At 61.1% G+C, this 24,948-nt stretch carries 20 protein-coding genes; 6 read left to right on the forward strand and 14 right to left on the reverse strand.

What is annotated here, in order from left to right; all coding sequences use genetic code 11:
• Positions 1 to 23: 23 nt before the first annotated feature.
• The 9 genes from AC1DMK_RS02985 to AC1DMK_RS03025 all read right to left on the reverse strand — a co-directional run bounded on the left by AC1DMK_RS02985 (position 24) and on the right by AC1DMK_RS03025 (position 10,822).
• The gene (locus tag AC1DMK_RS02985; RefSeq protein ID WP_477857032.1) at positions 24 to 953 is read right to left on the reverse strand and encodes a glutaminase; all 930 of its coding nucleotides are present in this window, start codon (positions 951 to 953) and stop codon (positions 24 to 26) included.
• 169 nt (positions 954 to 1,122) lie between these two features.
• The gene (rpsD, locus tag AC1DMK_RS02990; protein ID WP_037061313.1) at positions 1,123 to 1,740 is read right to left on the reverse strand and encodes a 30S ribosomal protein S4; all 618 of its coding nucleotides are present in this window, start codon (positions 1,738 to 1,740) and stop codon (positions 1,123 to 1,125) included.
• A gap of 255 nt (positions 1,741 to 1,995) precedes the next feature.
• Positions 1,996 to 3,453 (reverse strand): alkaline phosphatase, encoded by a 1,458-nt coding sequence (phoA, locus tag AC1DMK_RS02995; protein WP_477857034.1) that lies wholly within the window; start codon positions 3,451 to 3,453, stop codon positions 1,996 to 1,998.
• A gap of 171 nt (positions 3,454 to 3,624) precedes the next feature.
• The gene (locus AC1DMK_RS03000; RefSeq protein ID WP_477857036.1) at positions 3,625 to 5,139 is read right to left on the reverse strand and encodes a helicase HerA domain-containing protein; all 1,515 of its coding nucleotides are present in this window, start codon (positions 5,137 to 5,139) and stop codon (positions 3,625 to 3,627) included.
• 109 nt (positions 5,140 to 5,248) lie between these two features.
• Positions 5,249 to 6,427: an MFS transporter gene (locus AC1DMK_RS03005; protein WP_477857038.1), complete on the reverse strand. Its 1,179-nt coding sequence runs from the start codon at positions 6,425 to 6,427 to the stop codon at positions 5,249 to 5,251.
• Positions 6,428 to 6,564: 137 nt separating this feature from the next.
• Positions 6,565 to 7,368: a glutamate racemase gene (gene murI, locus AC1DMK_RS03010; protein ID WP_477857039.1), complete on the reverse strand. Its 804-nt coding sequence runs from the start codon at positions 7,366 to 7,368 to the stop codon at positions 6,565 to 6,567.
• Positions 7,349 to 8,179 carry an RNA methyltransferase gene (locus AC1DMK_RS03015; RefSeq protein WP_037061303.1) on the reverse strand — a complete coding sequence of 277 codons (831 nt, stop codon included), beginning with the start codon at positions 8,177 to 8,179 and terminating at the stop codon, positions 7,349 to 7,351. The genes murI and AC1DMK_RS03015 overlap by 20 nt, the downstream gene beginning before the upstream one ends.
• A gap of 59 nt (positions 8,180 to 8,238) precedes the next feature.
• Positions 8,239 to 10,206 (reverse strand): FUSC family protein, encoded by a 1,968-nt coding sequence (locus tag AC1DMK_RS03020; protein ID WP_477857041.1) that lies wholly within the window; start codon positions 10,204 to 10,206, stop codon positions 8,239 to 8,241.
• A gap of 85 nt (positions 10,207 to 10,291) precedes the next feature.
• Entirely contained in the window at positions 10,292 to 10,822 is a 531-nt protein-coding gene (locus AC1DMK_RS03025; RefSeq protein WP_037061300.1) for an ABC transporter substrate-binding protein, read from the reverse strand.
• A gap of 187 nt (positions 10,823 to 11,009) precedes the next feature.
• Between AC1DMK_RS03025 and AC1DMK_RS03030 the strand changes: the two genes are divergently transcribed.
• The 3 genes from AC1DMK_RS03030 (at position 11,010) to AC1DMK_RS03040 (ending at position 13,475) form a co-directional block, all read left to right on the forward strand.
• Positions 11,010 to 12,221, forward strand: coding sequence for an NADP-dependent isocitrate dehydrogenase (locus tag AC1DMK_RS03030; protein WP_037061299.1), 1,212 nt, complete (start codon positions 11,010 to 11,012; stop codon positions 12,219 to 12,221).
• Between the two features lie 80 nt (positions 12,222 to 12,301).
• Positions 12,302 to 12,748, forward strand: a complete 447-nt coding sequence (locus AC1DMK_RS03035) for an N-acetyltransferase family protein (RefSeq protein WP_477857042.1) — start codon at positions 12,302 to 12,304, stop codon at positions 12,746 to 12,748.
• A gap of 97 nt (positions 12,749 to 12,845) precedes the next feature.
• Positions 12,846 to 13,475 carry a glutathione S-transferase family protein gene (locus AC1DMK_RS03040; protein WP_477857043.1) on the forward strand — a complete coding sequence of 210 codons (630 nt, stop codon included), beginning with the start codon at positions 12,846 to 12,848 and terminating at the stop codon, positions 13,473 to 13,475.
• Between the two features lie 3 nt (positions 13,476 to 13,478).
• Here the strand turns inward: AC1DMK_RS03040 and AC1DMK_RS03045 are convergent, their stop codons facing one another.
• The 3 genes from AC1DMK_RS03045 to recA all read right to left on the reverse strand — a co-directional run bounded on the left by AC1DMK_RS03045 (position 13,479) and on the right by recA (position 18,363).
• Positions 13,479 to 14,330 carry an AraC family transcriptional regulator gene (locus tag AC1DMK_RS03045; RefSeq protein WP_477857044.1) on the reverse strand — a complete coding sequence of 284 codons (852 nt, stop codon included), beginning with the start codon at positions 14,328 to 14,330 and terminating at the stop codon, positions 13,479 to 13,481.
• 133 nt (positions 14,331 to 14,463) lie between these two features.
• Entirely contained in the window at positions 14,464 to 17,124 is a 2,661-nt protein-coding gene (alaS, locus tag AC1DMK_RS03050) for an alanine--tRNA ligase (RefSeq protein WP_477857046.1), read from the reverse strand.
• A gap of 153 nt (positions 17,125 to 17,277) precedes the next feature.
• A complete protein-coding gene (gene recA / locus AC1DMK_RS03055; protein WP_037061293.1) occupies positions 17,278 to 18,363 on the reverse strand; it encodes a recombinase RecA in 1,086 nt (361 codons plus the stop codon).
• Between the two features lie 240 nt (positions 18,364 to 18,603).
• On the opposite strand from recA, the gene AC1DMK_RS03060 reads away from it, so the two are divergent.
• The gene (locus tag AC1DMK_RS03060; protein ID WP_477857048.1) at positions 18,604 to 19,548 is read left to right on the forward strand and encodes a carbohydrate kinase family protein; all 945 of its coding nucleotides are present in this window, start codon (positions 18,604 to 18,606) and stop codon (positions 19,546 to 19,548) included.
• A gap of 29 nt (positions 19,549 to 19,577) precedes the next feature.
• Positions 19,578 to 20,504, forward strand: a complete 927-nt coding sequence (locus AC1DMK_RS03065) for a pseudouridine-5'-phosphate glycosidase (RefSeq protein ID WP_037061289.1) — start codon at positions 19,578 to 19,580, stop codon at positions 20,502 to 20,504.
• Positions 20,505 to 20,533: 29 nt separating this feature from the next.
• On the opposite strand, the gene cckA is transcribed toward AC1DMK_RS03065, so the two are convergent.
• Positions 20,534 to 23,131: a cell cycle histidine kinase CckA gene (gene cckA / locus AC1DMK_RS03070; protein ID WP_477857049.1), complete on the reverse strand. Its 2,598-nt coding sequence runs from the start codon at positions 23,129 to 23,131 to the stop codon at positions 20,534 to 20,536.
• A gap of 286 nt (positions 23,132 to 23,417) precedes the next feature.
• Between cckA and AC1DMK_RS03075 the strand changes: the two genes are divergently transcribed.
• A complete protein-coding gene (locus AC1DMK_RS03075; RefSeq protein WP_080725480.1) occupies positions 23,418 to 24,386 on the forward strand; it encodes a flagellar biosynthetic protein FliO in 969 nt (322 codons plus the stop codon).
• 91 nt (positions 24,387 to 24,477) lie between these two features.
• Here the strand turns inward: AC1DMK_RS03075 and dksA are convergent, their stop codons facing one another.
• Positions 24,478 to 24,897 (reverse strand): RNA polymerase-binding protein DksA, encoded by a 420-nt coding sequence (gene dksA / locus AC1DMK_RS03080; RefSeq protein ID WP_057468524.1) that lies wholly within the window; start codon positions 24,895 to 24,897, stop codon positions 24,478 to 24,480.
• Positions 24,898 to 24,948 lie beyond the last annotated feature (51 nt).

Consider the following 24,948-nt stretch of genomic DNA (forward strand, 5'->3'; position numbering starts at 1 on the left):
GAAAGCGCCGGCCCAACACAGCATCAATCGCCGAAAACCGACCAGCCTGTGCGCGCCGCCAGCATCTCCAGAGCCACAGCTCCGAGCTGCGAGTTCCCGACCTTGTTCAGTCCCGGAGACCAGACCGCAATCGATGCAATCCCCGGCGCGACGGCAAAAATTCCGCCCCCGACGCCGCTCTTGCCCGGCAGACCGACATGATAGGCAAAGTCGCCGGAGCCGTCGTAGTGGCCGCAGGTGAGCATCAGGGCATTGATACGCCGCGCTCTCTTGGGCGAGACGACGGAATGCCCGGTCACCGGATTGCTCCCGCGCGCCGCCAGGAACAGCCCCGCCTTCGCCAGTTGCTCGCAGGTCATCGACAGTGCGCATTGATGGAAATAAACACCGAGAACATGATCGACGGGATGATCGAGGTTCCGATACGCACGCATGAAATTCGCGAGCGCGAAATTGCGAAAACCGGTCTGCGTCTCCGACTTCGCAACCTTGTCGTCGATGGTGACCGACTCATCGTCTGCCAGGTAGCGTACGAACCGCAACAGCTCCCCGATTGCTTCGCGCGGTGCGTGCCCCGCCATCACGACATCGGTAACGGCGATCGCGCCCGCGTTGATGAAGGGATTGCGGGGTACCCCAGCCTCATGCTCGAGCTGAACGATCGAATTGAACGCGGAACCAGAAGGTTCTCGACCGACCCGCTGCCATAGTGCCTCGCCGACCTTGCCTAGCGCCAGCGTCAGCATGAAAACCTTGGAAACGCTCTGGATGGAAAACGGAACGTCCGCATTTCCGACGGTATAGACCTTGCCGTCGACAGTGACCACCGCCAACCCAAACTGCATCGGATCGACCTTGGCAAGCTCGGGAATATAGTCCGCCACCTTGCCCTCGCCGAGCCTCGGCTGGAGTTCGGTGTAAATGCTGTCGAGGACTGCCTGCAAATCCGTCATCGTATTTCTCCAGATAACAAAAAAGCCGCCCCGAGAGGCGGCTTTTCCGTATGCGAAAACGCCTCACGCCCTACTGCGCCATGCGTCGAAGACGCGTAGAGGACGCAGTAGCTCTTAGGAGACGCACAAACCTCTCCGACAATCGAAATTCGATTGTCGGGGTTATGCGTTAGCGAGAATAGAATTCGACCACCAGATGCGGTTCCATGACAACAGCGTACGGTACGTCGCTGAGAGCCGGTACACGAGCGAAGGTAGCAACCATCTTGTTGTGGTCGACTTCGATGTACTCAGGAACGTCGCGTTCAGCCAGGCCAACGGATTCGAGAACCGAAACGAGCTGCTTCGACTTCTGACGAACTTCGATGACGTCGCCGGCCTTGCAACGGTAGGAACCGATGTTGACGCGGACGCCGTTCACAGTCACGTGGCCGTGGTTTACGAACTGGCGGGCAGCGAAAACGGTCGGAACGAACTTGGCGCGATAGACGATCGCATCCAGGCGGGATTCCAGAAGACCGATGAGGTTTTCGGAAGTGTCGCCCTTGCGGCGGTCGGCTTCAGCGAAGATCGCGCGGAACTGCTTCTCGCGCAGGTCACCGTAGTAACCCTTGAGCTTCTGCTTGGCGCGCAGCTGCACACCGAAGTCAGAAAGCTTGCCCTTGCGGCGCTGGCCGTGCTGGCCCGGGCCGTATTCGCGGCGGTTCACCGGAGACTTAGGACGGCCCCAGATGTTCTCGCCCATACGGCGGTCAATTTTGTACTTGGACGATTCGCGCTTGCTCATCGTATTTCCTCTCAGAATGTTACGGCGGCTTGTTACCAAACCGCTCGAAGGAAACACGCCCTCCTTTGGCCCCTTTTTGGGAGGCCCGACAGGATTTTCCGGTTACGCGAACTGGAAAGATCCACGGGACATGTCAAATGAAACACGGGACATTGCTGCCCCGTGCTGGCGCGGTCTTTATGGGGAAGTGGGTGGAATGTCAATGATAATCCATGCCAGCGCCCCGGTGTCCGCTCGTTTTTGAATGGCGTTCGCTTACTTCATGCCGACGGTTTCGGTCTTCAAGCCCAGTGCATCGCTGATCGTATAGAACAGATCCGTCTGATCCGTCAGGCCGGTAAGATTGGCAGCACGCGGGCCGTAGGCTGCAATGCGCAACTGGGAGCCGGTGTGGCCCTGGTCGCCCTCTTCCTCGGAGTTGCCGTAGCTGACCGCCATCACGGCGCCGTCCTTGGTCATCAGTGCTTCCGTCAGGCCCGGTGCCTTGGCATCCGGATAGATGATCTGGCTTGAATGGGCATGGTCGGCGGTGACGATGACCAGCGTATCGCCTTTCTCCCGCGCGAACTTCAGCGCTTCCTGCACCGCCTCGTCGAGATCGACCGTTTCGCCGATCTGACCGCACGGATTGGCCGCGTGATCCTGTTTGTCAATGGATGCGCCCTCCACCTGGAGGAAGAAGCCTTTCTCGTTGCTACGCAGGAGCTCGATCGCCTTTGCAGTCATCTGCGCCAGCGTCGGCGTCGCAGCCGAGCGCTCGTCGTTGACCTTGCAGACAACCGGCTCCTTGTCGATGTTGCCGTGATAGCTGGCTTGCGGACCTTCCCAGCGCACCGGCATGTTGCCGTCCGCAAACAGCCCAAGCAACGGCGCGCCATCATTTGCCTGCTTCACCGCCTGCAGCCCATCAAGGGTCGATACCAGGGTGTAGCCACGTTCTTCTGCCTGCTGGCGAAGCGGCTTGCCCTTCCAGTCGCCGGCCTTGGCTATTTCGCCGAAGCTTTTCGCGCCGCCGCCAAGCGTCACGTCTGCGCGCGCATTGAGCAGCTGTTCGGAAATCGAACCTTTGCCGCCATTTTCAAGGGCGTTGGATGCGCATTTCTCGGAGGTCGATTCCGGGCCGTAGCACTTGCGGTTGGTGACATGAGCGACCTGCACGGCCGGCGTCGCGTCCTGGAGTTCGGCAGTCGAGACATTGCCCGTACCAAGCCCGGCTGCTTTGGCCTTCTCCAGCAGAGTTTCGTGCGCGGTCTCGTGAATATCGACGCCGATCGCGCCGTTGTAGCTCTTGACGCCTGAGGCCCAAGCCGTGCCCGACGCGGCCGAATCCGTTACATAGTTCGGTTTGCCGGTCTGCTTGTCGAGCGAGTAGTGCGTATATTGGCCGGTTACCGGCAAGGCGTCGATTCCTGGGAAATACTGGCCGGCGCCGACGGCATAGTTCCGCGCAATGGTGATTTCCGAATCACCCATGCCATCGCCGATCAGCAGGATCACGTTCTTCGGACGGCCATCGACGATCGCAGCGCGATAGGCTTCCGTCAGATCTCCCGACAGGCGGCGAGCGCCGCCCGGCGCGCTCAGGTCCGCGCTGGCGCCTCGCTCAAGAATCGTCCCGGCGGCATCGTCGGCATACCCGGGCTGGACGGCGACGGTAGCGAGCAAGGCTGCGGCGAGCGCCTGTGACACATGGTGACGAACTCTATTTCGCATGACTGACACCTCCGTTGGCAAAGCGTGCAACCCGAAGGGCACGCGCGCCTTATCTCGCGGCCAGATGAAACGCATATGACAAAAGGCAACCTTCTCGTGTGCTCCCGCAGCATGCATCGGCGGCGCCAACGGACCTTGCCCATGCATCTTCCATATAGGGATTGGACCCGCCTATTCAGCGGCAGGACGCAGGTCGTTGTTGTCCGGCGCGTTGGCATCGCCAGGTGCCGTCTGACAGCTCATGTCAGGAAAGGCCACGATGCGCTTGCCCGAAAAGTCGGTATGCACGACGACAGTGCCCTGCTCCTCGAAATACCCGAGCAAACGTCTGGCCCGCCGAGCCGAATGCGTCCCGTAGGCACGCGCGATCCGAGCGTCGGACGGGCATGGCTCGCTGCAGACCGCGGCCTTTGCCAACATCAGGAAAACCCCCTGCAGATCATCCGTCACACCTGTCGAAAGCGACAGTGCGGTGGCCCACGCGCCGGTCTCAGCGGTCGCCGGATCGACGCCCGACCGTGAAATGGCGACTCTCCGGCGAAACTCAGGCAACGACATCGGCGGTCCCGGCACGCGGCGCATGCGCAGGCGAACCAGGAATTCCTGATAGAGAACCGAGTCGGTGCGAAAACCGGAGCCCGGATCGTCGAGAATTTCGCTGAGAACGCCCGCAAGCCGTTCCTCCCGGTCCTCGGCGGACATCTCCGGCTGGCTCGTTCGTGCTTCGGTGGGCTGCGGTACGGCGGCCGGCGTCGAGCGCGAAAGCTCGGCGAGAATGTCCGTGGTCGGCCGTGGCGCCGGTGCAGCGCGGCGCACGAGCGGCCGCTGGAATTCTTCGGGATCCGGCGTGAAGATCAGGTCCTCAACGTCATCGGGCGAATCCGGCAATGGCATCAGCTTTGGGCTCGACGAACGCGCCGATGTCTCTACCGTGCCGATCTGGATGGGCAGCGGCCGGCGCGACAAAGCCGGGCCCAGCGCCACGAAATTGCCGCGCTTCAGGTCGCGGAACATTTCTGCCTGCCGGCGGTCCATGCCGAGAAGATCGGCTGCACGCGCCATGTCGATATCGAGGAAGGTGCGGCCCATCAGGAAGTTCGAGGCTTCGGCCGCCACGTTCTTCGCAAGCTTTGCCAGACGTTGAGTGGCGATGACGCCAGCCAGCCCGCGCTTGCGCCCGCGACACATCAGGTTCGTCATCGCACCGAGCGACATCTTGCGGGCGTCTTCGGACACGTCGCCGCCGACCGAGGGCGCAAACATCTGCGCTTCGTCGACCACGACAAGAACCGGATACCAGTATTCGCGATCGGCATCGAACATGCCGTTGAGGAAGGCGGCCGCCGCGCGCATCTGCTGCTCGACGTCGAGACCCTCGAGCGTCAGAACGCAGGAAACGCGGTGCTGGCGAATTCGGTTGGCGATGCCGGCGAGCTCCGCTTCCGTGCGCTCTCCATCGACCACGACATGGCCGAACTTGTCGCTCAACGTGACGAAGTCGCCTTCCGGATCGATGATGACCTGCTGCACCCACTGGGCAGATTGCTCAAGCAGGCGACGAAGCAGATGCGACTTGCCCGATCCGGAGTTGCCCTGCACAAGCAGACGGGTCGCCAGAAGCTCCTCGATATCGAGCGTAGCCGGATTCCCCCCGGACGCCATTCCCATATCGATACCAACCTGCAAGTCCAATTCCCCTTACGAAAGCAACGTCACTCTCTAGCAGATTCGCGCAGCGATGCTGCTGCCCATGAGCGAAACCCACAGCCAATCCCAGAACAAATCATAGCCGCGTTCAGGCTGCCTCATCCGCCAGGACGCCTACCTCGCTCTCGCCTGCTCGAGGCGACAACATTCTCGTAAACACGAGGCTGATGGCGAGCGGAACAAGCAGAACAGCCAACCCGGTCCGCAGTCCCCAGAACTCCCCTACAAAACCGATCACCGGCGGCCCGACAAGGAAGCCGAGAAGTGCCATGAACGACAGGATGGCGACGCTCGCGGCAGCCGGCCTGTCCGCCAGACCCGCTGACGCGGTAACGGCAAGCGGAAAGCCGACGGAAACGCCGATCCCGATCGCACCGAAACCGACCAGCGCTACCAGGGTGCCTGGCGCAAACAGCACGATCAACAGGCCGACCAGCGCAGCAGAGCCGCAGCCGCGCGCAATGGCGACTGCTCCAAATCGAGCCTTCATATAGTCGCCGCCGAAGCGGCCTGTGGCCACCAGGCAAGCAAACACGGAATAGCCAAGTCCCGTGGCAGCGCCGCCAGCGGAGAGAACCTCCTTCAGGTAGACGGCCGACCAGTCGGCAATTGCGCCCTCCGTCATGGTGATGCCGAACGTGAATGCGCAGATGCCGAGCAATGCCAGGCTCGGCATCTTGAAAGGAGCGCTTGGCGCCGCTGCGGAAATCGCGGCGGCAGCTCTCGCCTCTACCGGCAGTCGCGCACTTGTCGCAAGCGCCAACGGCAGCACAAGCAATGCGACCACGGGGATCGACCATTGCGCAGACACCTGAAGCGCCATAGTCCCTGCCCCGATCAGGCTGCCTGCCATGATCCCCAGGCTCCAGAAGCCATGGCAGCGGCTCATGATGACGAGGCCCATCGTCTTCTCGGCGCGATCAGCCTCCACGTTGAGGCCAAGCTCCAGCGTCGACAGGGCTACGCCGACGATCAACAGCGCGACGAACAGCATTTCGATGCTCTCGGCGAAGACCGGCAGGGATACGACCGCCAGGAAGGCAACGAAGCCATAGATGATCGTGGCCCGTCCGCCGATCCTGGATACCAAACGGCCGGCGAAAGGCAGGGTGATCAATATCCCCACCGGCATGCCCAGCAGCGCGATTGCGAGATCGCCGGGTCCGAGGCCAAGCTTTGCCTGAATATCGGGAATGCGCGGCAGCCAGCTACCGAAAGCGATCGGTTGCAGGAAGAAAATCAACATCACAAGTCTTTGAAACGGCATGGAACATCCTTTTATCGCTCTGGGACGAGCCGATGCGCGCCAGCGATTCCCCGTCGTCAACCTTGCGCGATCAGCACGACGAAATAAAGCGCCGACGCCGGGAACGCCTCCCGAATGCGGGCTAGTCTGCGCGCCCTTCAGAGCGTGCTGAGACCGAACCCCTGCATCAGCCGTTTCGTCGGGAAATCCGGGTTTCCTGAGGTGAAGACGGCAAAGTCGAAATTGTCGGGATGGACGGCGTCAGCGACGTGCGGCACCATGCTGCGCGCGCGCCGGGCAATCGCCTCCGCCGGATCGAGCCAATCGACCGGCCACGGCGCAAGCCGCCTGAACATATTGGCCATGAACGGATAATGGGTGCAGGCGAGCACGACGATATCGGTCTTTCGCCCATCCATCTCGACGAAGCACTGAACGATCTCCGAGAGAACGGCCTCGTCCGACACCATATCCCCGCGAATATAGAACTCCGCCATCCGAGCAAGATTTTCCGAGCCGACGAGGCGCACATGGCACTGCTGTGCAAACGACTGGATCAGATCGCGGGTATAAGCGCGCTTGACCGTCCCCGGCGTCGCCAGAACCGATACCAGCCCGGACCGCGTGCGCTCAGCGGCAGGCTTGATTGCCGGAACGGTGCCCACGAAAGTCATGTACGGAAAGGCGGCTCTCAGATCGGCGCCAACAAGCGTGAAGGCGGTATTGCAGGCAATGATGCAGACTTCCGGATCATAGTCCCGTAGCAGCTTAGCAAAGAGCTCGATCACCCTTTCCTTCAGCGCTTGCTCCTCCCAGCCCCCGTAGGGAAAGCCGGCATCGTCAGCGACATAGATGAAACCTCGCTCGGGCATCAGCACCCGCGCTTCGCGCAACACCGTCAGACCGCCAATCCCGGAATCGAAGACCAGGACGGGCTTCAGCTCATTCGTCGGTGCTGTCATCGTTCTGCCGTTCCTTGGCGTCTGCGGGGAACCGGCCTCCGCGCGGGCTCTTGCGCGAGAAGCGGTCCAGGGAGGAGATGACGCCGCGCAACACGCTGATTTCCTGCTCCGAGAAAGCGCGACGCGAGAGGACAGCTCTCAGATTGTCGATCATCTTTGGCTTTTTCCCGGCGGGATGGAAATATCCGCGCGCGTCGAGCGCGTCTTCAAGTTGATCGAAGAGACCAAATAGCTGATCCTTCGTGGACTGCGTCTGGCCCATTGCCTGGAAAGGCACGGCGCCGACATCCTCCATGCCCGATTTCATCCACTCATAGGACATCAGCAATACCGCTTGAGCAATGTTCAGCGATGCGAAGGCCGGATTGACCGGAAAGGTCACGATCTCGTCGGCAAGAGCGACTTCCTCATTGGTAAGCCCCCAGCGCTCGCGACCGAAGAGAATGCCGGTGCCCTCGCCGGCGCTGAATCGGGCCCGCAACGTCTCGGCTGCGACCACCGGCGAGCGCACGGGCTTGAAACCGTCGCGTTCACGTGCCGTCGTCGCATACACGAAGTTGAGGTCGGCCAAAGCCTGCTCAAGCGTGTCGTAGACTTTCGTGCCTTCGATGACATGGTCAGCCTTCGACGCAGCGGCCTGCGCCTTCTCGTTCGGCCAACCGTCGCGCGGATTGACGAGCCGCAGTTCGACAAGACCGAAATTCGCCATGGCGCGGGCCACCATGCCGATGTTCTCGCCCATTTGCGGCTCGACCAGAATGATGACGGGGCCTTCCGCCAGAAGTTGCCGCTCGCTGTTCGTGCCTGCCATGAAGTCCCGATCCTTTTGCTATGCGCGGAAATAGCCAAGACCGCCCGAAACGTAAAGGCTTATACGTCGGGGTAAAGCCGATCCAGCGTCGAACCTATCATTTCGACGCCAAGGCGCGCGCCGGCGCTCGACACCGGCAGATGACGACCGGTTGCGCCTGACGTCTTTCGGTCGACAACGAAGCATTCTGACCCACGCTTCGCGGCGGCGGCGGCCCGCGCAAGGTCCGCCTCGATGAGCAGTTGGGTGTCCGCATCCTTGGCCGACGGATCATGGTTCTTCGCCATGATCCGTGCCCAATAGGTAGCGGCGAGAAAGATCGCCAGCGTCTGCCGGATATGTCCCGGCCTGGTGACAACGGACCACGTTGAGCCCAGCGGCCGTGCAGCGGCCGTCAGGTCCCGATAGGCCGCATCAAGCTTTTGCGACAGCCCGATCAGCGCATTCCTCGGCTCACCACCGGAGGCAGCCGTCAGCAATTCGTCCAATGCTGCAAACCATTTCGCAACCGCCACATCGAGTGCGCCTCGCGTGCGCGCCGGTAAGACGACGAAGGCGACAAGCGTGCCGGCTGCTGCCCCAAGTGCTGTCTCCTCGATACGCAGCAGCAGCAGATCGACGGTCAGAGAGCCGATCATGCCGTACACCAGACACAGCGCGATCGATACGAAAAAGGTCATCGTCGCATAGGAGGTCTGCAGGAAATAGAACGCCAGGAAGATGGACACGCCCGTCACCGCAAGTGCCGCAGCCATCTGATTGCTGAGCAGAGTTGCAAGCACCAGGCCGATCGCGATGCCGAAAAGCGTCCCGATCGAGCGCTGCAGCGCTTTTATCGCGGTGTCTCCGCGCGAATTCGTGTTGGTGAACACCAGGAAGGACGCCAGCACCGCCCAGAACCAACGCTCGCGGGAAAGCGCCAGGCCGAGCGTCATCGCGAGAGCTGAGGCAAGGGTAATCTGAAGCGCCGAGCGGATGAGGGGATTGTGTAGGGAGAAATCGACCCGTTCATGCKGTGCTGGAACTTCGGCCACTGCGGCAATCTCGGCAAAGCCTGTTTCGTATCCCTGCACTATCGTGTCGGCGAGCTGGGCTCGCGCCTCGCCGAGGCGAACCAGCGCTTGCGAGGTTTCCAGCTGCTGATCGTCATCTGAAGCCTCCGGCGGCCCTATACTCTCGCCCTCGATGATCGCATGCAACAACTTGAAGGCCGGTAGCCTCTGAGAGGAGAGCACAATCGCGCTCTCGGTGGCAAGGTGTGCATCGAAGAGCCGGATAGCGAGCTCACTGGCCGGTTCGGTGCCGGCATCCAGGACGCCGTTTGGAGGGCGCGGAATGAAGCTCTCCGCCATCAACACGACTTCCTTCAGCCGCTCCTCAAGCTGATTGAGCTCCTGGCGGTCGGCTTCCGATACGCGGCCGTCCGCCGCCAGCGCCGCAACCTTGAAAAGAATTTGGTTGATGCGGCCGCGCACACTCTCGAGCGAACGAAGAAGGTCGCGCCGCCAGTCGTCCGGAAGCACCACCGAGCGGACCGTATGCGCGATCAGGGCTGACACGACGGGACCTATCGCGACCAGCGGAAGCTCCGCCATCGTCGGCTGGAAATAGGCGCCCATGAAATAGGACGTAAACGCAAACATTCCGATGGCATGCCCTCTCTCGCCGAAGACCCGCGCCGAGGCGGCGAGAAAGACAATGAGCAGAAACACGCAGTCGGAAACGTACCTGTGACCCTCCAGGCTCGCAGCGATACCGACGACAACAAGGCTCGTGGCGCAACCGAGAAGCCGAGTGACCAGCTGACGCGTGCCGCCCTTATCGCGCACCGCCACCCCACCTTCGATCGACAGTACGATCCCGAGGCCATAGGACGCAGTCGGTAGCGGAAACAAAAGGTAGTGGATCACCAGAAGTGTCGCAAACGACAGGACGATCGTCAGCGTGACGCGCGACGCCATCCGCAAGCGCGACAGCGCCGGATCATTGGCGAGCAGCCAATCTCGGAAGTCGAAACCGGAAAACAAGCAGTCAGGCCCCCAGAGAGGATTAGCGTCTCACCCTACCGCTCACTTACCGTTGCCGGCTTCAAAATCAAATCGATCTTGTGCGTCACTCGCCCTTGGCGATCTGCGTCATCGTGTTCTTGAGCGAATTCGGTGGCTGGCCCGGATCGCCTTCGGTGACAACGTCGTCGATAACAGACTTGCCGCCCTCGTCGATCACCTGGAATCGCACCGTCGTCACCGCTTGCTTGTCCGATCCGTCGTCCATGCAGGTCGCCTTCTTGAAGGTCACGACCACCTCGGTTGCGCCGTTGGCGCCAGGCTTGGGCGTATAGGCAAGATCCTGCAGCGGGCATGCATCCTCGCCGTTCACGATAACGTCGTAATCGAAAGGGGAGATTCCATCTTCATCGGCTGCCGGATTCTGGACGGCTGCCTGATACTTTGTGACGAAATCCTTGCTGTAAAGACGCGTCAGCCGGCTCGCGTCGAAGATGTCGACCCAGTCGGTGTCGGTCCCCGACCAGTTCTTTATGGTGGCATCCATGATCTCCTTCACCGGCGCTGTCGTGTCGCCAGCCAGTACAGGAGCGTTCAAGCCAAGCAGGATGGTGAAAACGAGCGAGATCTTCTTCATGATGAAATGTCCGAGGCAATGGTTTCGCGCCGGAGACTACGCATTTTCGTCCGCTTGGCAATGCCCGCAAAAACAGCGATCCGGGCCGCTTCCGGCTTTGCACTCCGGGCTCACGATGCTATAGCGCTCGGGATTTTATATAACCCACCCAGGACGTCAGTCCTTTATAATCTAACGAGGCAGATACATGAAGAAGATCAAGGTCGCAAATCCCGTCGCCGATCTCGACGGCGATGAAATGACTCGCATCATTTGGCAGCTCATCAAGGATAAGCTGATCCATCCGTATCTCGACCTCGATATCGACTATTTCGACCTCTCAGTCGAAAACCGCGACGCCACCAACGACCAGGTGACAATCGACGCCGCCAATGCCATCAAGAAGCACGGCGTCGGCATCAAGTGCGCGACGATCACGCCTGATGAAGACCGCGTCAAGGAATTCAACCTCAAGCAGATGTGGAAGAGCCCGAACGGCACGATCCGCAACATCCTCGGCGGCGTCATCTTCCGCGAGCCTATCATTTGCCAGAACGTTCCTCGCCTCGTACCCGGCTGGACCAAGCCGATCGTCGTCGGACGTCATGCCTTCGGCGACCAGTATCGCGCCACCGATTTCAAATTCCCCGGCAAGGGCAAGCTGACGATCAAGTTTGTCGGCGAAGACGGTCAGGTCATCGAAAAGGAAGTCTTCGACGCACCGGGCGCCGGCGTGGCGATGGCCATGTACAACCTCGACGAGTCGATCCGCGAGTTCGCCCGCGCTTCGATGATGTACGGCCTCATGCGCAAATGGCCTGTCTACCTCTCGACCAAGAACACCATCCTGAAGGCCTATGACGGCCGCTTCAAGGACATCTTCGAAGAGGTATACCAGACCGAATTCAAGGATCAGTTCAAGGAAGTCGGCATCACCTACGAGCACCGCCTGATCGACGACATGGTCGCTTCCGCGCTGAAGTGGTCCGGCGGCTACGTCTGGGCCTGCAAGAATTACGACGGCGACGTGCAGTCCGACACCGTTGCGCAGGGCTTCGGTTCGCTCGGCCTGATGACCTCGGTCCTTTTGACGCCGGATGGCAAGACGGTCGAAGCCGAAGCAGCACACGGCACGGTCACCCGTCACTACCGCCAGCACCAGAAGGGTCAGGAAACCTCGACGAACTCGATCGCCTCGATCTTCGCCTGGACCCGCGGCCTCGCGCACCGCGCCAAGCTCGACGACAACGCAGAACTCGCGAAATTCGCTGCGACGCTCGAAAAGGTCTGCGTCGACACCGTCGAGTCTGGCTCCATGACCAAGGACCTGGCGCTGCTCATCGGCCCGGATCAGCCGTGGCTCTCCACCACTGCCTTCCTCGACAAGATCGACGAGAACCTCCAGAAGGCAATGGCATAAGCCATCAACGATATGCGAACGTGGCGGCGGGGATTTCCCCGCCGTTTTAATTTGTGCGAACACGATGGGGAATCCCGGAAATGACCACTGAAATCCGCGCCCTGCAGCCATCCGATCGGGCCGCCTGGGAACCGCTCTGGGCCGGCTACCAGCGCTTTTACGAAGTCGTCATTCCGCCGGAGACGACCGACCTCACCTGGAGCCGCTTCCATGATGCTGCCGAAGAGATGTACGCGCTCGGCGCTTTCGATGACGACGGCCGCCTGGTCGGCATGGTCCACGCCATCTTCCACCGCTCCTGCTGGCTTCCGAAATGGACGTGCTATCTTCAGGATCTCTATGTCGACGACGCCCAGCGCGGCCTCGGAACAGGCGCAGCGCTGATCGACGCGGTCGCCGACCTTGCCCGGGGAAATGGCGCTGGTCGTCTCTACTGGATGACGCACGAAACCAACGCCACCGCCAGAAGGCTCTACGACAGGATCGCCGAGCGCTCCGGCTTCATTCAGTACCGCAAGGCACTGTGACACGAGCATTTCCCAGAAGCCGCACTACCTTATCCTTGCTCGCGATATGCAAGCATGGGTCGATACCAATCGAGCAGAACACGACAAGGAGGAAAGCATGGCAGATGAACTGATATTCTATACCAACCCAATGTCGCGTGGGCGCATCGCCCGCTGGATGCTGGAGGAAACGGGCGTTCCCTACGCGACGGAGGTGATGACCTTCGACGGCACCATCAAGGCGCCGGAATACCTGGCCGTGAACCCCATGGGCAAGGTGCCCGCCATCCGGCACGGCAAGACGGTCGTAACGGAATGCGCTGCCATCTGCGCCTATCTCGCTGAAACCTTCCCCGACGCCGGGCTCGCGCCGCGACCCGAAGAACGCGGCAGCTACTATCGCTGGATGTTTTTCACCGCCGGCCCTCTGGAGGCCGCTGTGACCAACCGTTCGCTTGGCTTCCAGACACCACCGGACAAAAGCCGAATGGCGGGATATGGCAGCTATGCCGACGTGATGAACACGCTGGAGACGGCCGTCAGCGCGTCCCCCTATATCGCGGGCGACCGCTTCACCGCCGCAGATGTCTATGTCGGCTCCCACATCGCCTGGGGCCTGGGCTTCGGCACCATCGAGAAGCGCCAGGCTTTCGCCGACTATATCGGCCGCGTCACCGACCGCGCCGGCTACAAACGTGCGGCCGAAATCGACGACGAGGCCATGAAGGCGTTGCAGAAGAGCGCTTGAGGCTCAGTTGAGCGGCATGTAAATGTCGGTCAGAAGCTCGGTCGGCGGCACCTCACGCGGATTGTTGAGATACTCCTCGAACATCACGCTGTCGCGCAGCTGTCGACCGGATTTTGGAAGCCATTCCGCATAGAGCCACTGATAGGCTCCGTGCATGTCGGCATAAGGCCCCTTGTGGCGCAGCACTGCATACTCGCCGCCATCCAGCGTCCGCGGTTCCAAGGGAAACTCCGCGGCGACCGGACCGTCGCTGCTCACGCAGGCGATCGAGCGCAGCTTCTCCACCGGCACAATATCGGGATCGTCGAGATAGACGCCGATCATCCGCATGTCGGGCTTTGCCAGCCCGCGCGCATAGAGCGTGCCGAACAGGGTCTCGAACGCTTTGCCGATCTGCATGTAGGAGCCGGCATGGGCAACGCCGACGAGTTGGATCGGCTCGATCTTCCGTAAGGTAATGTCGAACATGGCTTGCGTCTTTCCGTAAGGTGAGAGTTGGAAGGTTGTATGGCTTCCCTCTTTTCGGTACCGCGCCGGCGGCATGCCGTAGACCGACTTGAAGATGCGGTTGAAGGACTGGACGTTGGGATAGCCGGATCGCTTCGCGATCTCGCTGACGTCTAGATCCGTGCGGACGATGTCGCCCGCCGCGCGATGCAGACGCAGCCGCTTGACGGTGGCCGCCAGCGTTTCGCCATAGATCGCCCGATAGATCCTGTGCCAGTGATAGCTCGACATGCAGGCGATTTCGGCAAATTTCTCCATATCGAGCTCTTCGTCGAGATGATCGTGGATATAGGCCGAAACCCGCCTCAAACGGTTTTCATAGAGCGCCCATGCCGCCTCGCCAGCCATGTCGGAACCTCCTGCAAATTCGATCGGCTGCAGAAAACCATAGCCTGATTTGACAAATCCTGCGGAATTTGGCGGCAACGAAAAGAAAAGGCGGGGACCTGCCCCGCCTTCAAACAATTCACACGACCGAAGATCAGCTCGCCAGAGCGACCGCAACGGCCTCGATCGCCTCATCGGCCCGCGAACCATCGGGACCACCGGCCTGAGCCATGTCGGGACGGCCGCCACCACCCTTGCCGCCGAGTGCAGCGGACGCGACGCGCACCAGGTCGACGGCGCTGAAGCGGCCAGTCAGATCCGGTGTCACGGCCACAACAGCGCTGGCCTTACCGTCTTCGGCAACGCCGATCAGCGCGACAACGCCGGAGCCGAGGCTTGCCTTGCCGTCATCGGCGAGACCCTTCAGATCCTTGGGGTCGACACCCGAGATCGCCTTGCCCAGGAACTTGACGCCGGCAACGTCCCGAACGGCATCCGCCGAGCCGCCTTGCCCACCGCCCATGGCAAGCTTGCGCTTGGCATCGGCCAGCTCGCGCTCCAGCTTGCGGCGCTCGTCCATCAGCGCTTCGACGCGCGATAGCACCTCGCCGGGCTGGACCTTGAGCGATGCAGCAAGCAATTTCACGCGCTCGTCCTGCTCGGCCAGGTATTCGCGCGCAGACTCGCCGGTAACCGCTTCGATACGGCGAACGCCGGCACCGACGGCACTTTCGCCGAGAACACGGATGAGGCCGATCTGACCGGTGGCGGCGACATGCGTGCCGCCGCAAAGCTCGATCGAGTAGGCCTTGCCGGCCTTCGCGCCGCGCACGCCCTGCCCCATGGCCACAACGCGAACTTCGTCGCCGTACTTCTCGCCGAACAGCGCCATGGCACCTTCAGCGATCGCGTCGTCGACGCTCATCAGGCGCGTGGTGACGGGCGAGTTCTGCAGTACAATCTCGTTTGCCATGTCCTCGACGACCTTCAGCTCTTCGGCCGACATCGGCTTCGGATGCGACACGTCGAAACGCAGGCGTTCGGGCGCAACCAGCGACCCCTTCTGGGCGACGTGCGTGCCGAGAACCTCGCGAAGCGCCTCGTGTAGCAGGTGAGTGGCGGAATGGTTGGCGCGCAGCCGCGAGCGGCGGGCATGATCCACCGTCAGCACAACCTCGTCACCTGACTTGAGCGAGCCCTCGATAACGCTGCCGATATGAACGAAGACGCCTTCGCCCTTCTTCTGCGTATCCGATATCTCGATCTTGGCCGTTTCCGAGGTGATGACGCCCGTGTCCCCCATCTGTCCACCGGACTCGCCGTAGAACGGCGTCTGGTTGACGATGACTTGCACCTTGTCGCCAACGGCTGCCGAAGCAACGGATGCGCCATCCCTGACGATAGCCTGAATGACGCCTTCGGCACTCTCTGTATCGTAGCCGAGGAACTCGGTCGCGCCGTGCTTTTCCCTCAGTTCGAACCAGATGGTTTCGGTTGCCTTGTCGCCGGAGCCCGTCCAATGCGAGCGGGCTTCCGCCTTCTGGCGCTCCATCGCATCGGTAAAGCTTGAAATGTCGACGCCGATTTCACGGGCGCGCAGCGCGTCCTGCGTCAGGTCGAGCGGAAAGCCGTAGGTATCGTAGAGCTTGAACGCAGTCTCGCCGTCGAGCATGTCGCCCTTGCCGAGCGTGCTCGTCGCGTCGGAAAGCAGCGAAAGACCGCGCTCCAGCGTCTTGCGGAAACGGGTTTCTTCGAGCTTCAGCGTCTCGGAAATCAGGGATTCGGCGCGGACCAGTTCCGGGTAGGCCCGGCCCATCTGCTGCACCAGCGTGGGCAGCAGCTTCCAGATCAACGGATCCTTGGAGCCCAGCAACTGAGCATGACGCATGGCGCGGCGCATGATGCGGCGCAAAACATAGCCGCGGCCTTCGTTCGACGGCAAGACCCCGTCGGCAATCAGGAACGCGGAGGAACGCAGGTGGTCGGCAATGACGCGATGGCTGGCGCGACGCTCACCCTCGGCCTTGACGCCGGTTGCCTCTTCCGAGGCCTGGATCAGGGCGCGGAACAGGTCGATGTCATAGTTGTCATGCTTGCCTTGCAAAACAGCGGCAACGCGCTCAAGGCCCATGCCGGTGTCGATTGACGGTCGCGGCAGGTCGACGCGCTCTTCCTTCGTCAGCTGCTCATACTGCATGAAGACGAGGTTCCAGATCTCGATGAAGCGATCACCATCCTCCTCCGGCGAACCGGGAGGCCCCCCCCAGATGTGATCGCCGTGATCGTAGAAGATCTCCGAACAGGGACCGCACGGACCGGTATCGCCCATCGCCCAGAAGTTGTCGCTGGTCGGAATGCGGATGATCTTGTCGTCCGACAGGCCGGCGATCTTCTTCCACAGGTTAAAGGCTTCGTCATCCGTATGATAGACGGTAACCAGCAGGCGCTTTGCGTCGAGGCCGAATTCCTTGGTGATCAGGTTCCAGGCGAGTTCGATCGCCTGTTCCTTGAAGTAGTCGCCGAAGGAGAAGTTGCCGAGCATTTCGAAGAACGTGTGGTGGCGAGCGGTATAGCCCACATTGTCCAGATCGTTATGCTTGCCGCCTGCCCGCACGCACTTCTGCGCAGATGATGCCGTCTTGTAGGAACGCTGCTCGAGACCGGTAAAAACGTTCTTGAACTGCACCATGCCTGCATTGGTGAACATCAATGTCGGGTCGTTGCGCGGCACCAACGGGCTCGACGGAACGATCTCGTGGCCGTTCTTCTTGAAATAGTCGAGGAAGGTCGACCGGATATCATTCACACCGCTCATGCTATGCCCTTCAATGCTGCCGAAGGCAGGTCAAAACGTAAAGTCAGTGGCTTTTATCGTCCGCGTTAACCACTGTCCAGCAGACAAACAAAACCGGCCGCATTCTGATGAAGGAATGCGGCCGGTTTCAACTATTCGCAGAGCGCCGGGAGATTATCCCTCCGCGGCATCGTCCCCATCATTCGCATCAGGGCCACCATTCTGCAAACGATCGGCGATAAGCCCCGCATTCTGGCGAAGCGCCGTCTCGATCTCCCGAAGAAGGTCCGGATTGTCGCGTAGGAACATCTTGGCATTTTCGCGGCCCTGGCCGAGGCGCTGGCTGTTGTAGGAAAACCACGCACCGGATTTCTCGACGATGCCGGCCTTGACGCCCAGGTCAACCAGTTCGCCGGTCTTGGAAACGCCTTCGCCATACATGATGTCGAACTCGACCTGCTTGAAGGGAGGCGCCATCTTGTTCTTGACGACCTTCACTCGGGTCTGATTGCCGATCACCTCTTCGCGCTCCTTGACCGCGCCGATGCGGCGGATGTCGAGGCGGACCGATGCGTAGAACTTCAGCGCGTTACCGCCGGTCGTCGTTTCCGGCGAACCGAACATGACGCCGATCTTCATGCGAATCTGGTTGATGAAGATGACCATGGTCTTGGACTTCGAGATCGAAGCCGTCAGCTTGCGCAGCGCCTGGCTCATCAATCGTGCCTGGAGACCCGGCAGGCTGTCGCCCATCTCGCCTTCGATTTCAGCACGCGGCGTCAGCGCAGCAACCGAATCCACCACAAGCACGTCGATGGCGCCTGAGCGCACCAGCGTATCGGTGATTTCAAGCGCCTGCTCGCCGGTATCCGGCTGCGAGATCAGAAGGTTCTGAAGATCGACGCCTAGTTTGCGGGCATAGACCGGATCGAGCGCGTGTTCGGCGTCGACGAAGGCGCAGATGCCACCCTTCTTCTGCGCTTCCGCAATGGTCTGCAGCGCCAGCGTCGTCTTGCCCGAGCTTTCCGGTCCGTAAATCTCGATGATACGCCCCTTGGGAAGGCCACCGATGCCGAGCGCGATATCCAGCCCGAGAGAGCCCGTCGAAACAGTCTCGATCTCAACAACGCTCTCGTTTGAGCCGAGCTTCATAATGGAGCCCTTGCCGAACGACCGCTCGATCTGTGAGAGTGCCGCTTCAAGTGCCTTGCTTTTGTCCACCGATTTGTCCTCTACAAGCCGCAATGTATTCTGTGACATTCGATCCACCTTTAGGTTATTGAAGCCGCTCAAGCAATGTCGCCGCCGATATCGATTTTGTACCGCATTTGTTCTTATGTCGCAAGTGCGGTGCAAGCGATTGAAAGAAAAAGGTAAAACGGCCCGTGTTCTACATTTGTTTTATCCATGGAAAGCAAGGGCTTACGCATCCGCGTCCCGGCTCTTCGCCCCTCCATGCCACCGGACGATTCGGATCGTTCAACGACACGGGACGGTGACATGCGGAAGAAGATTCTTGTCTTGGGCGGAGCCCACATCGACCGGCGCGGACGCATCTCCGGAGAGACCGCTGAAGGCGCCAGCAATCCTGGCTCCTGGTTCGAAGAGCCGGGCGGCGGCGGTTTCAACGCAGCGCGCAATCTCGCCCGACTGGGTTTCGACGTCACGATGATCTCCCCGCGCGGCGGTGACCCGACCGGCGAAATGGTCAGCGAAGCCGCGGATTATGCCGGCATCAACGATCGGCCATTTGTTTTCCTCGATCGCAAGACGCCAAGCTATACCGCAATCATCGAACGCGACGGCAACCTTGTCATTGCGCTCGCGGACATGGATCTTTACCGGATGTTCGTGCCGCGGCGCCTGTCGATCCGTGCGGTTCGCGATGCCTTTGCCGCCACCGATTTCATCCTCTTCGACACCAACCTCCCGGAAGACACGCTCGCTGCCATCGTCGCCCGCGCCAACGCGCTTGGCAAGCCGGTCGGCGCGATTGCGATCTCACCGGCAAAGGTCGTCAAGCTGAAAAGCTGCATGCAAGGCATCGACTACCTCTTCCTCAATGAAGCGGAAGCCGCAGCGCTCACCGGCGAACGTCCGAACGACCCGTCCCACTGGCCGTCACTGCTCGGTGACGCCGGCCTCAGGGGCGGTGTGGTGACCCGCGGGCAGCGCGAGCTGATCGCCTTTGCGAACGGTCGGGTTATTGCCTTGCAGCCACCAGATGTCGCCGATGTGGCAGACGTCACCGGCGCCGGCGATTCCCTCGCCGCCGGCATCATTGCCGCGCTCATGCGTGGGCTGCCGCTCGCAGACGCCGTCCGCGATGGCGCGGCGGCGGCGGCTCTTACCGTTCAATCGCCCCACGCCGTGAACGAAAATCTCTCCGCCGATCTGCTGACGCAGACGCTTGCTCTTGTCCCAGAGCCAAGAATTCTGCATTGAAGCGCTGATAAGACGAAATGGAAGATATAATGACCAAGCCCGTGTCCCCACTCCTGCCGATTGCTTATTCGAAGGAAGTCGCCAGCGCCAAGCAGCGCGGCGCACCGATCGTGGCCTTGGAATCCACGATCATCACCCATGGCATGCCCTATCCCGGCAACATCGAAATGGCGCGAAGCGTCGAATCGATCATCCGTGAACAGGGTGCGGTGCCGGCGACCATCGCAGTTATCCACGGTACGCTGCACATCGGCCTCGAAGCCGAGGAGCTCGAACAGCTTGCGCAGGCGAAAGACGTTCTGAAGGTCTCGCGCGCCGACCTCGCCTTCGCGATCGCCGAACGTCGCCATGGCGCAACAACGGTCGCCGCGACAATGATCGCGGCTGAGCGCGCTGGCATCAAGGTCTTCGCAACAGGCGGCATCGGCGGCGTCCATCGCGGCGCTGAAGACAGCTTCGACATATCAGCCGACCTCGGGGAACTCGGCCGCACCGGCGTCATCGTCGTCTGCGCTGGCGCAAAGGCAATCCTGGACATCCCGAAGACCCTGGAGGTCCTGGAAACGGCGGGCGTCCCTGTTGTCACCTACGAAAGCGAAGAATTCCCAGCCTTCTGGTCGCGCTCGTCAGGCCTACGCAGTCCGCTGACATTGAACAGCCCGGCAGCCATTGCCAATTTCCAGACGGTTCGCGAGCAGCTCGGCATAGACGGCGGCATGCTGATTGCCAATCCCGTGCCCGAGGCGGACGAAATCGCGCGCGAGGAAATGGAAATCTACATCGAGCGAGCACTCGACAGCGCCGATCGCGACGAGATCAGCGGCAAGTCCGTGACCCCCTACCTGCTCAGCACTATCTTCGACTTGACCGACGGCCAGAGCCTGAAGACCAACATCGCGCTTGTCGAAAACAACGCCCGCCTGGCAGCGGAAATCGCCGTCGCACTGATGGCCTGATCGATCAGGGAGGCGTTCAGACGCCTCCCCTAGCTGTCCAGCGTCTCCTTGACGACGACAGCGAGCTGTTTCAGCGAGAACGGTTTCGGCAGGAAGCCGAATTTCGATTCCGGCGGCAGGTTGCGGGCAAACGCATCCTCGGCATATCCCGAGACAAAAATGAACTTCAGATCCGGATATGTCTTGCGCAGCTCCCGCAAGAGCGTGGGCCCGTCCATTTCGGGCATCACCACGTCAGAGACGACGATATCGACCTTGCCGTCCAGTTCCTCCATGATCTCCAGCGCTTCAACACCGGAACCGGCTTCGTGAACGGTATAGCCGCGCGTTTCGAGCATTCGCTTGCCGCCACGACGCACGGCCTCTTCGTCCTCKACCAGCAGAATGACTGCCGAACCGGTGAGATCTTCCGGCTGCTCGGGCGCCGCCGTCTGTTGGGGCAGCGCGCCGGTTGCCTGCGTGACTGCCTCCGCCTCTGCGGCAATAGCTGGGTCGACGATATGTCGCGGCAGGAAGACGCGGAAGGTCGTGCCCTTGCCCATTTCGGATTCTGGCTGGATATAGCCACCGGATTGCTTGACGATGCCGTAGACCATTGCGAGGCCAAGGCCGGTACCCTTGCCCACATCCTTGGTGGTGAAGAAAGGCTCGAAGATCTTGTCCATGATCTCGGGGGCGATCCCGGTTCCGTTGTCCGAGACCTCAACCAGCACCATGTCCTCGTGCGGCATGTAGGTATAGTTGAAGGCCGCAACCTCCTCCGCAGTCACATTCTTGGTGCGTAGCGTCAGCTTGCCGCCCTCCGGCATGGCATCCCGGGCGTTGACGCAGAGATTGATTAGAACCTGCTCGAACTGGGAAAGATCCGTCTTGACCGGCCACAGGTCACGCCCGTACTCCACATCGAGCTTGACGTTCGTTCCGGAAAGAAGCCGGTCGACCAGCATCCTGAGATCGCCGACCAAATCCGTCAGATTGAGGACCGTGGGGCGCATCGTCTGTTTGCGCGAAAATGCCAGGAGCTGACGCACGAGAACGGCGGCGCGGTTTGCGTTCCGCTTGATCTCCATCAGGTCCGCAAAGCCCGGATCCGCCGGTCGCGCCTGCAGCAGCAGGTGGTCGGATGAGAGCAGGATAGCCGTCAGAACGTTGTTGAAATCATGCGCGATTCCGCCCGCAAGTGTGCCCACGGCATTCATCTTCTGCGTCTGCGCCATCTGCGCCTCAAGCGCTTTCTGCTCCGTCACCTCGACAGCATAGACGATGGCGGCCTCTTCCGGGGCCTCATCGCTTTGATCGATCACGGCGTTCACGTAGAAGCGGAAATGACGCGAATCGTCGGCCTGCGTTTTCGAATCGATCGGCGGGATATCGCCCTGGCGGTCCTTCGCCGCCGCCAGCGCGTGCTGCAAGCGCGGCTTGTCAACGTCCTGCACGATGGTCTCGAAGAACGCGCCGTCCTCGACATCGTCACGGGAGACGATGCCGGAGAAAAGCTTCAGGAACGGCGCGTTTGTCCGCAGAATGCGGCCGTTGCCGTCGACCGAGGCGATCGCCATCGGCGTATTGTTGAAGAAGCGAGTAAAGCGCATCGATGCGGCAGAGGCGGACTGGTCGCTTTCGCTGCCCTGGCGACGCGTCAGAACGATTGTCCGGCTTTCGCCCGGCGCACCGTCGCGCATCGACGTGACGCTGTGAACGATCTGCACGGGGACGCTCTGGCCTGTGGATCTCTTGAGGTCGAGGTCGAGCGTCACCGTCTTCTTGAGGCCCGGATCAGCCTGAACGGATTGGATTAGCGCCAGCCCCTCGCCGGCCACAAGATCGCCAATGGTCATCGAGCCCGGAATGAACTTGGTAAGATCGATACCGAGCCATTCGGCCAAGGTGGCATTGAGATAGAAGATCTCGCCCTTGCGCCCGGCGGAAAAGAAACCCGCCGGTGCATGATCCAGATAGTCGATCGCATTCTGCAGTTCCTTGAAGAAGCGCTCCTGATCGTCCCGTTCCGACGTAATGTCGCTGATCTGCCAGATGCGCAACGGCTTGCCGCCGCTTTCTTCGCTTTGCAGCACACGTGCTTTCAGGCGGTACCAATGCGCGCCGGAGCCGTTGATCGACGGCCCGAGAGCCCGCAGCAGCCTGAACTCCTCGCGCCCCTCCTTGCCGTCTCTCAAGCCGTTGGAAAGCCGGTAGAGAGCTTCGTTCGATTCGCGGTGGCGAGACAGGAGCGCCTCAAGCGTCTGCACCTCCGTGGGTTTGCGGGCACCGGTCAACGCCCCATAAGCGGCGTTTGCGTAAACGATACGGCCCTTCTCGTCGGTAATCAGCGAACCATCAGGATGGCTGTTGAGGAACGCACGCGCCAGACTGTCGGATTGATGCTGCGGCATCACCTCGATAAAGCCGATGATCGACGAGACCAGGAAGAAGATGCCGACCATGGCCAGCACCCCAAGGACGCCCAACACCATTTCGTTGTCGAGCGAACTCTTGAAGACGACGAAAGCTGCAGCGGCGCCGATCAGCACCAGCGCAAGCAGGAGAATGCGCAACGCCGTCCCTGCGCGCCCTCCGCGCTCCACGAGCGGTTCGCTAAAGTTGTCGGCCTGACGCGGTTTCGTCATCTAGTCCCTCGCATTGCCTGCCCGTCGTCCCTCGCAACAGAGAGAAGTAGCAGGAATCAGGCGCTTCTCTATTCTTAGCAACTTGCTGCTCAACCAAAAACACCGCGAACCATGAAGAGTGATTGAATTCACAAGCAACAGCGCCACTTTTCCCGTTTAAATGCACTGTTGGAAGGCAGGTGCGATTCCACATCGCCACCCGACTGACTGGACAAGGCGCGTATCCCTTGTTTACGAAGCGGAAAAGTCGTCATGTGGTTGAAAACCGCGAAGGGAGTACGTGAAGATGTTCGATGACCTGGTGGGCGCTTATGGCAGTCGCTTCCTTCTTGCTGCCGGCGGCGTTGGCATCGCACTGCTGCTGCTCGTCGCGGTGCTTTTGATCATGCGTGGTCGGGCGCCATCGCCGTTCGTCCGGGGTGGACGCAACCGACAGCCCCGGCTGCAGGTTCTCGATGCTGCAGCGGTGGATGCGCGCCGCCGCCTTGTTCTCGTCCGCCGGGACGACGTCGAACATCTGGTGATGATCGGCGGGCCGACCGATATCGTGATCGAAAGCAGAATACTGCCGCTCGTAGAATCGGAGCCGGAGCCCGCGCGCCCACCGGCGACGGAGCAACCGGTGATGGTCGCCGAAGCCGAACCCATCGCGCGCCTTGCCCAGAAGCCGGTGATGGCGCGCAGTCCGGCTTCCGTGGAGGAGTACGTGCCTGAGCCTGCCCCGATCAACGTGCCACCCGTTCCAGCGCCGCGCCAACCGGCAGCGACGGAGGCCGAACGTGCGCCCCGTATAGCGCCCGCAATTGAGCCGCGGCCGCAACAGCAAACCTTCGCCCCGCCTGAACCGGCCGCTATCGAGGCGTCGGCCGCAGCCGAGATTCTCGATTCGGCTCGCCAGCGGGTCCTGGCTCCCCAGCGAGGCGATCCGCAGCTGATCAGCCCGGCCGTCAGGCACCCGGCGGCTCTGCAGCCAACCATGTCACCGGCGGGCAACCCTGCTGACACGCCGCCGATCCCCCCCGCAGCACAGCCGAGCGATTTCCAACGCGTTCTTGAAGAAGAAATGACGAGCACGCTTGCGGCAGAGCGCATCGTTCCCGCTCAGAATGCGCCGATCCGCCCACTGCCCAGCCAGGCGCCCGGCAATCTTCCGCGCCGTGATCCGGAGATGGCGCCCATCACCGGCGCCGACGCTGCACTTCAAAACGAGGTTGCCCGCATCTTCGGCGAGATGAGCGTCAACCGGGACAAATAGCGGGCTTGGCAACATCATCAGCCACTCCGGAAACGAAAAAAGGCACTGCGATCGCCGCAGTGCCTTTTGATATTTCCGATGCGCTCGAGGTCTATTCGTCTCGATAGACCTTCTCGCGGCGCTCGTGACGCTCCTGCGCCTCGATCGAAAGCGTCGCGATCGGGCGGGCGTCGAGACGCTTCAGACCGATAGGCTCACCGGTTTCCTCACAGTAGCCGTAAGTACCGTCCTCGATACGCTGGAGCGCTGCATCAATCTTGGATATCAGCTTTCTCTGGCGGTCACGGGCACGCAACTCGATGGCCCTGTCTGTTTCGGAAGACGCCCTGTCAGCGAGATCCGGGTGGTTTGCGCTTTCCTCGGCCAGATGGTCGAGCGTTTCACGCGCCTCTCTGAGGATGTCGTTTCTCCAGGCTACCAACTTCGACCTGAAATAGGCCCGCTGATTGCCGTTCATAAACTCTTCCTCTTCCGAGGGTACGTAGTTGCTAAGATCGATCTTCTCACTCAACGCGATTCTCCTGAAGAACATCTCATCTGGCGGCTGTATATCCCGAGCACT

Source organism: Rhizobium sp. 05L419, from assembly GCF_056397845.1.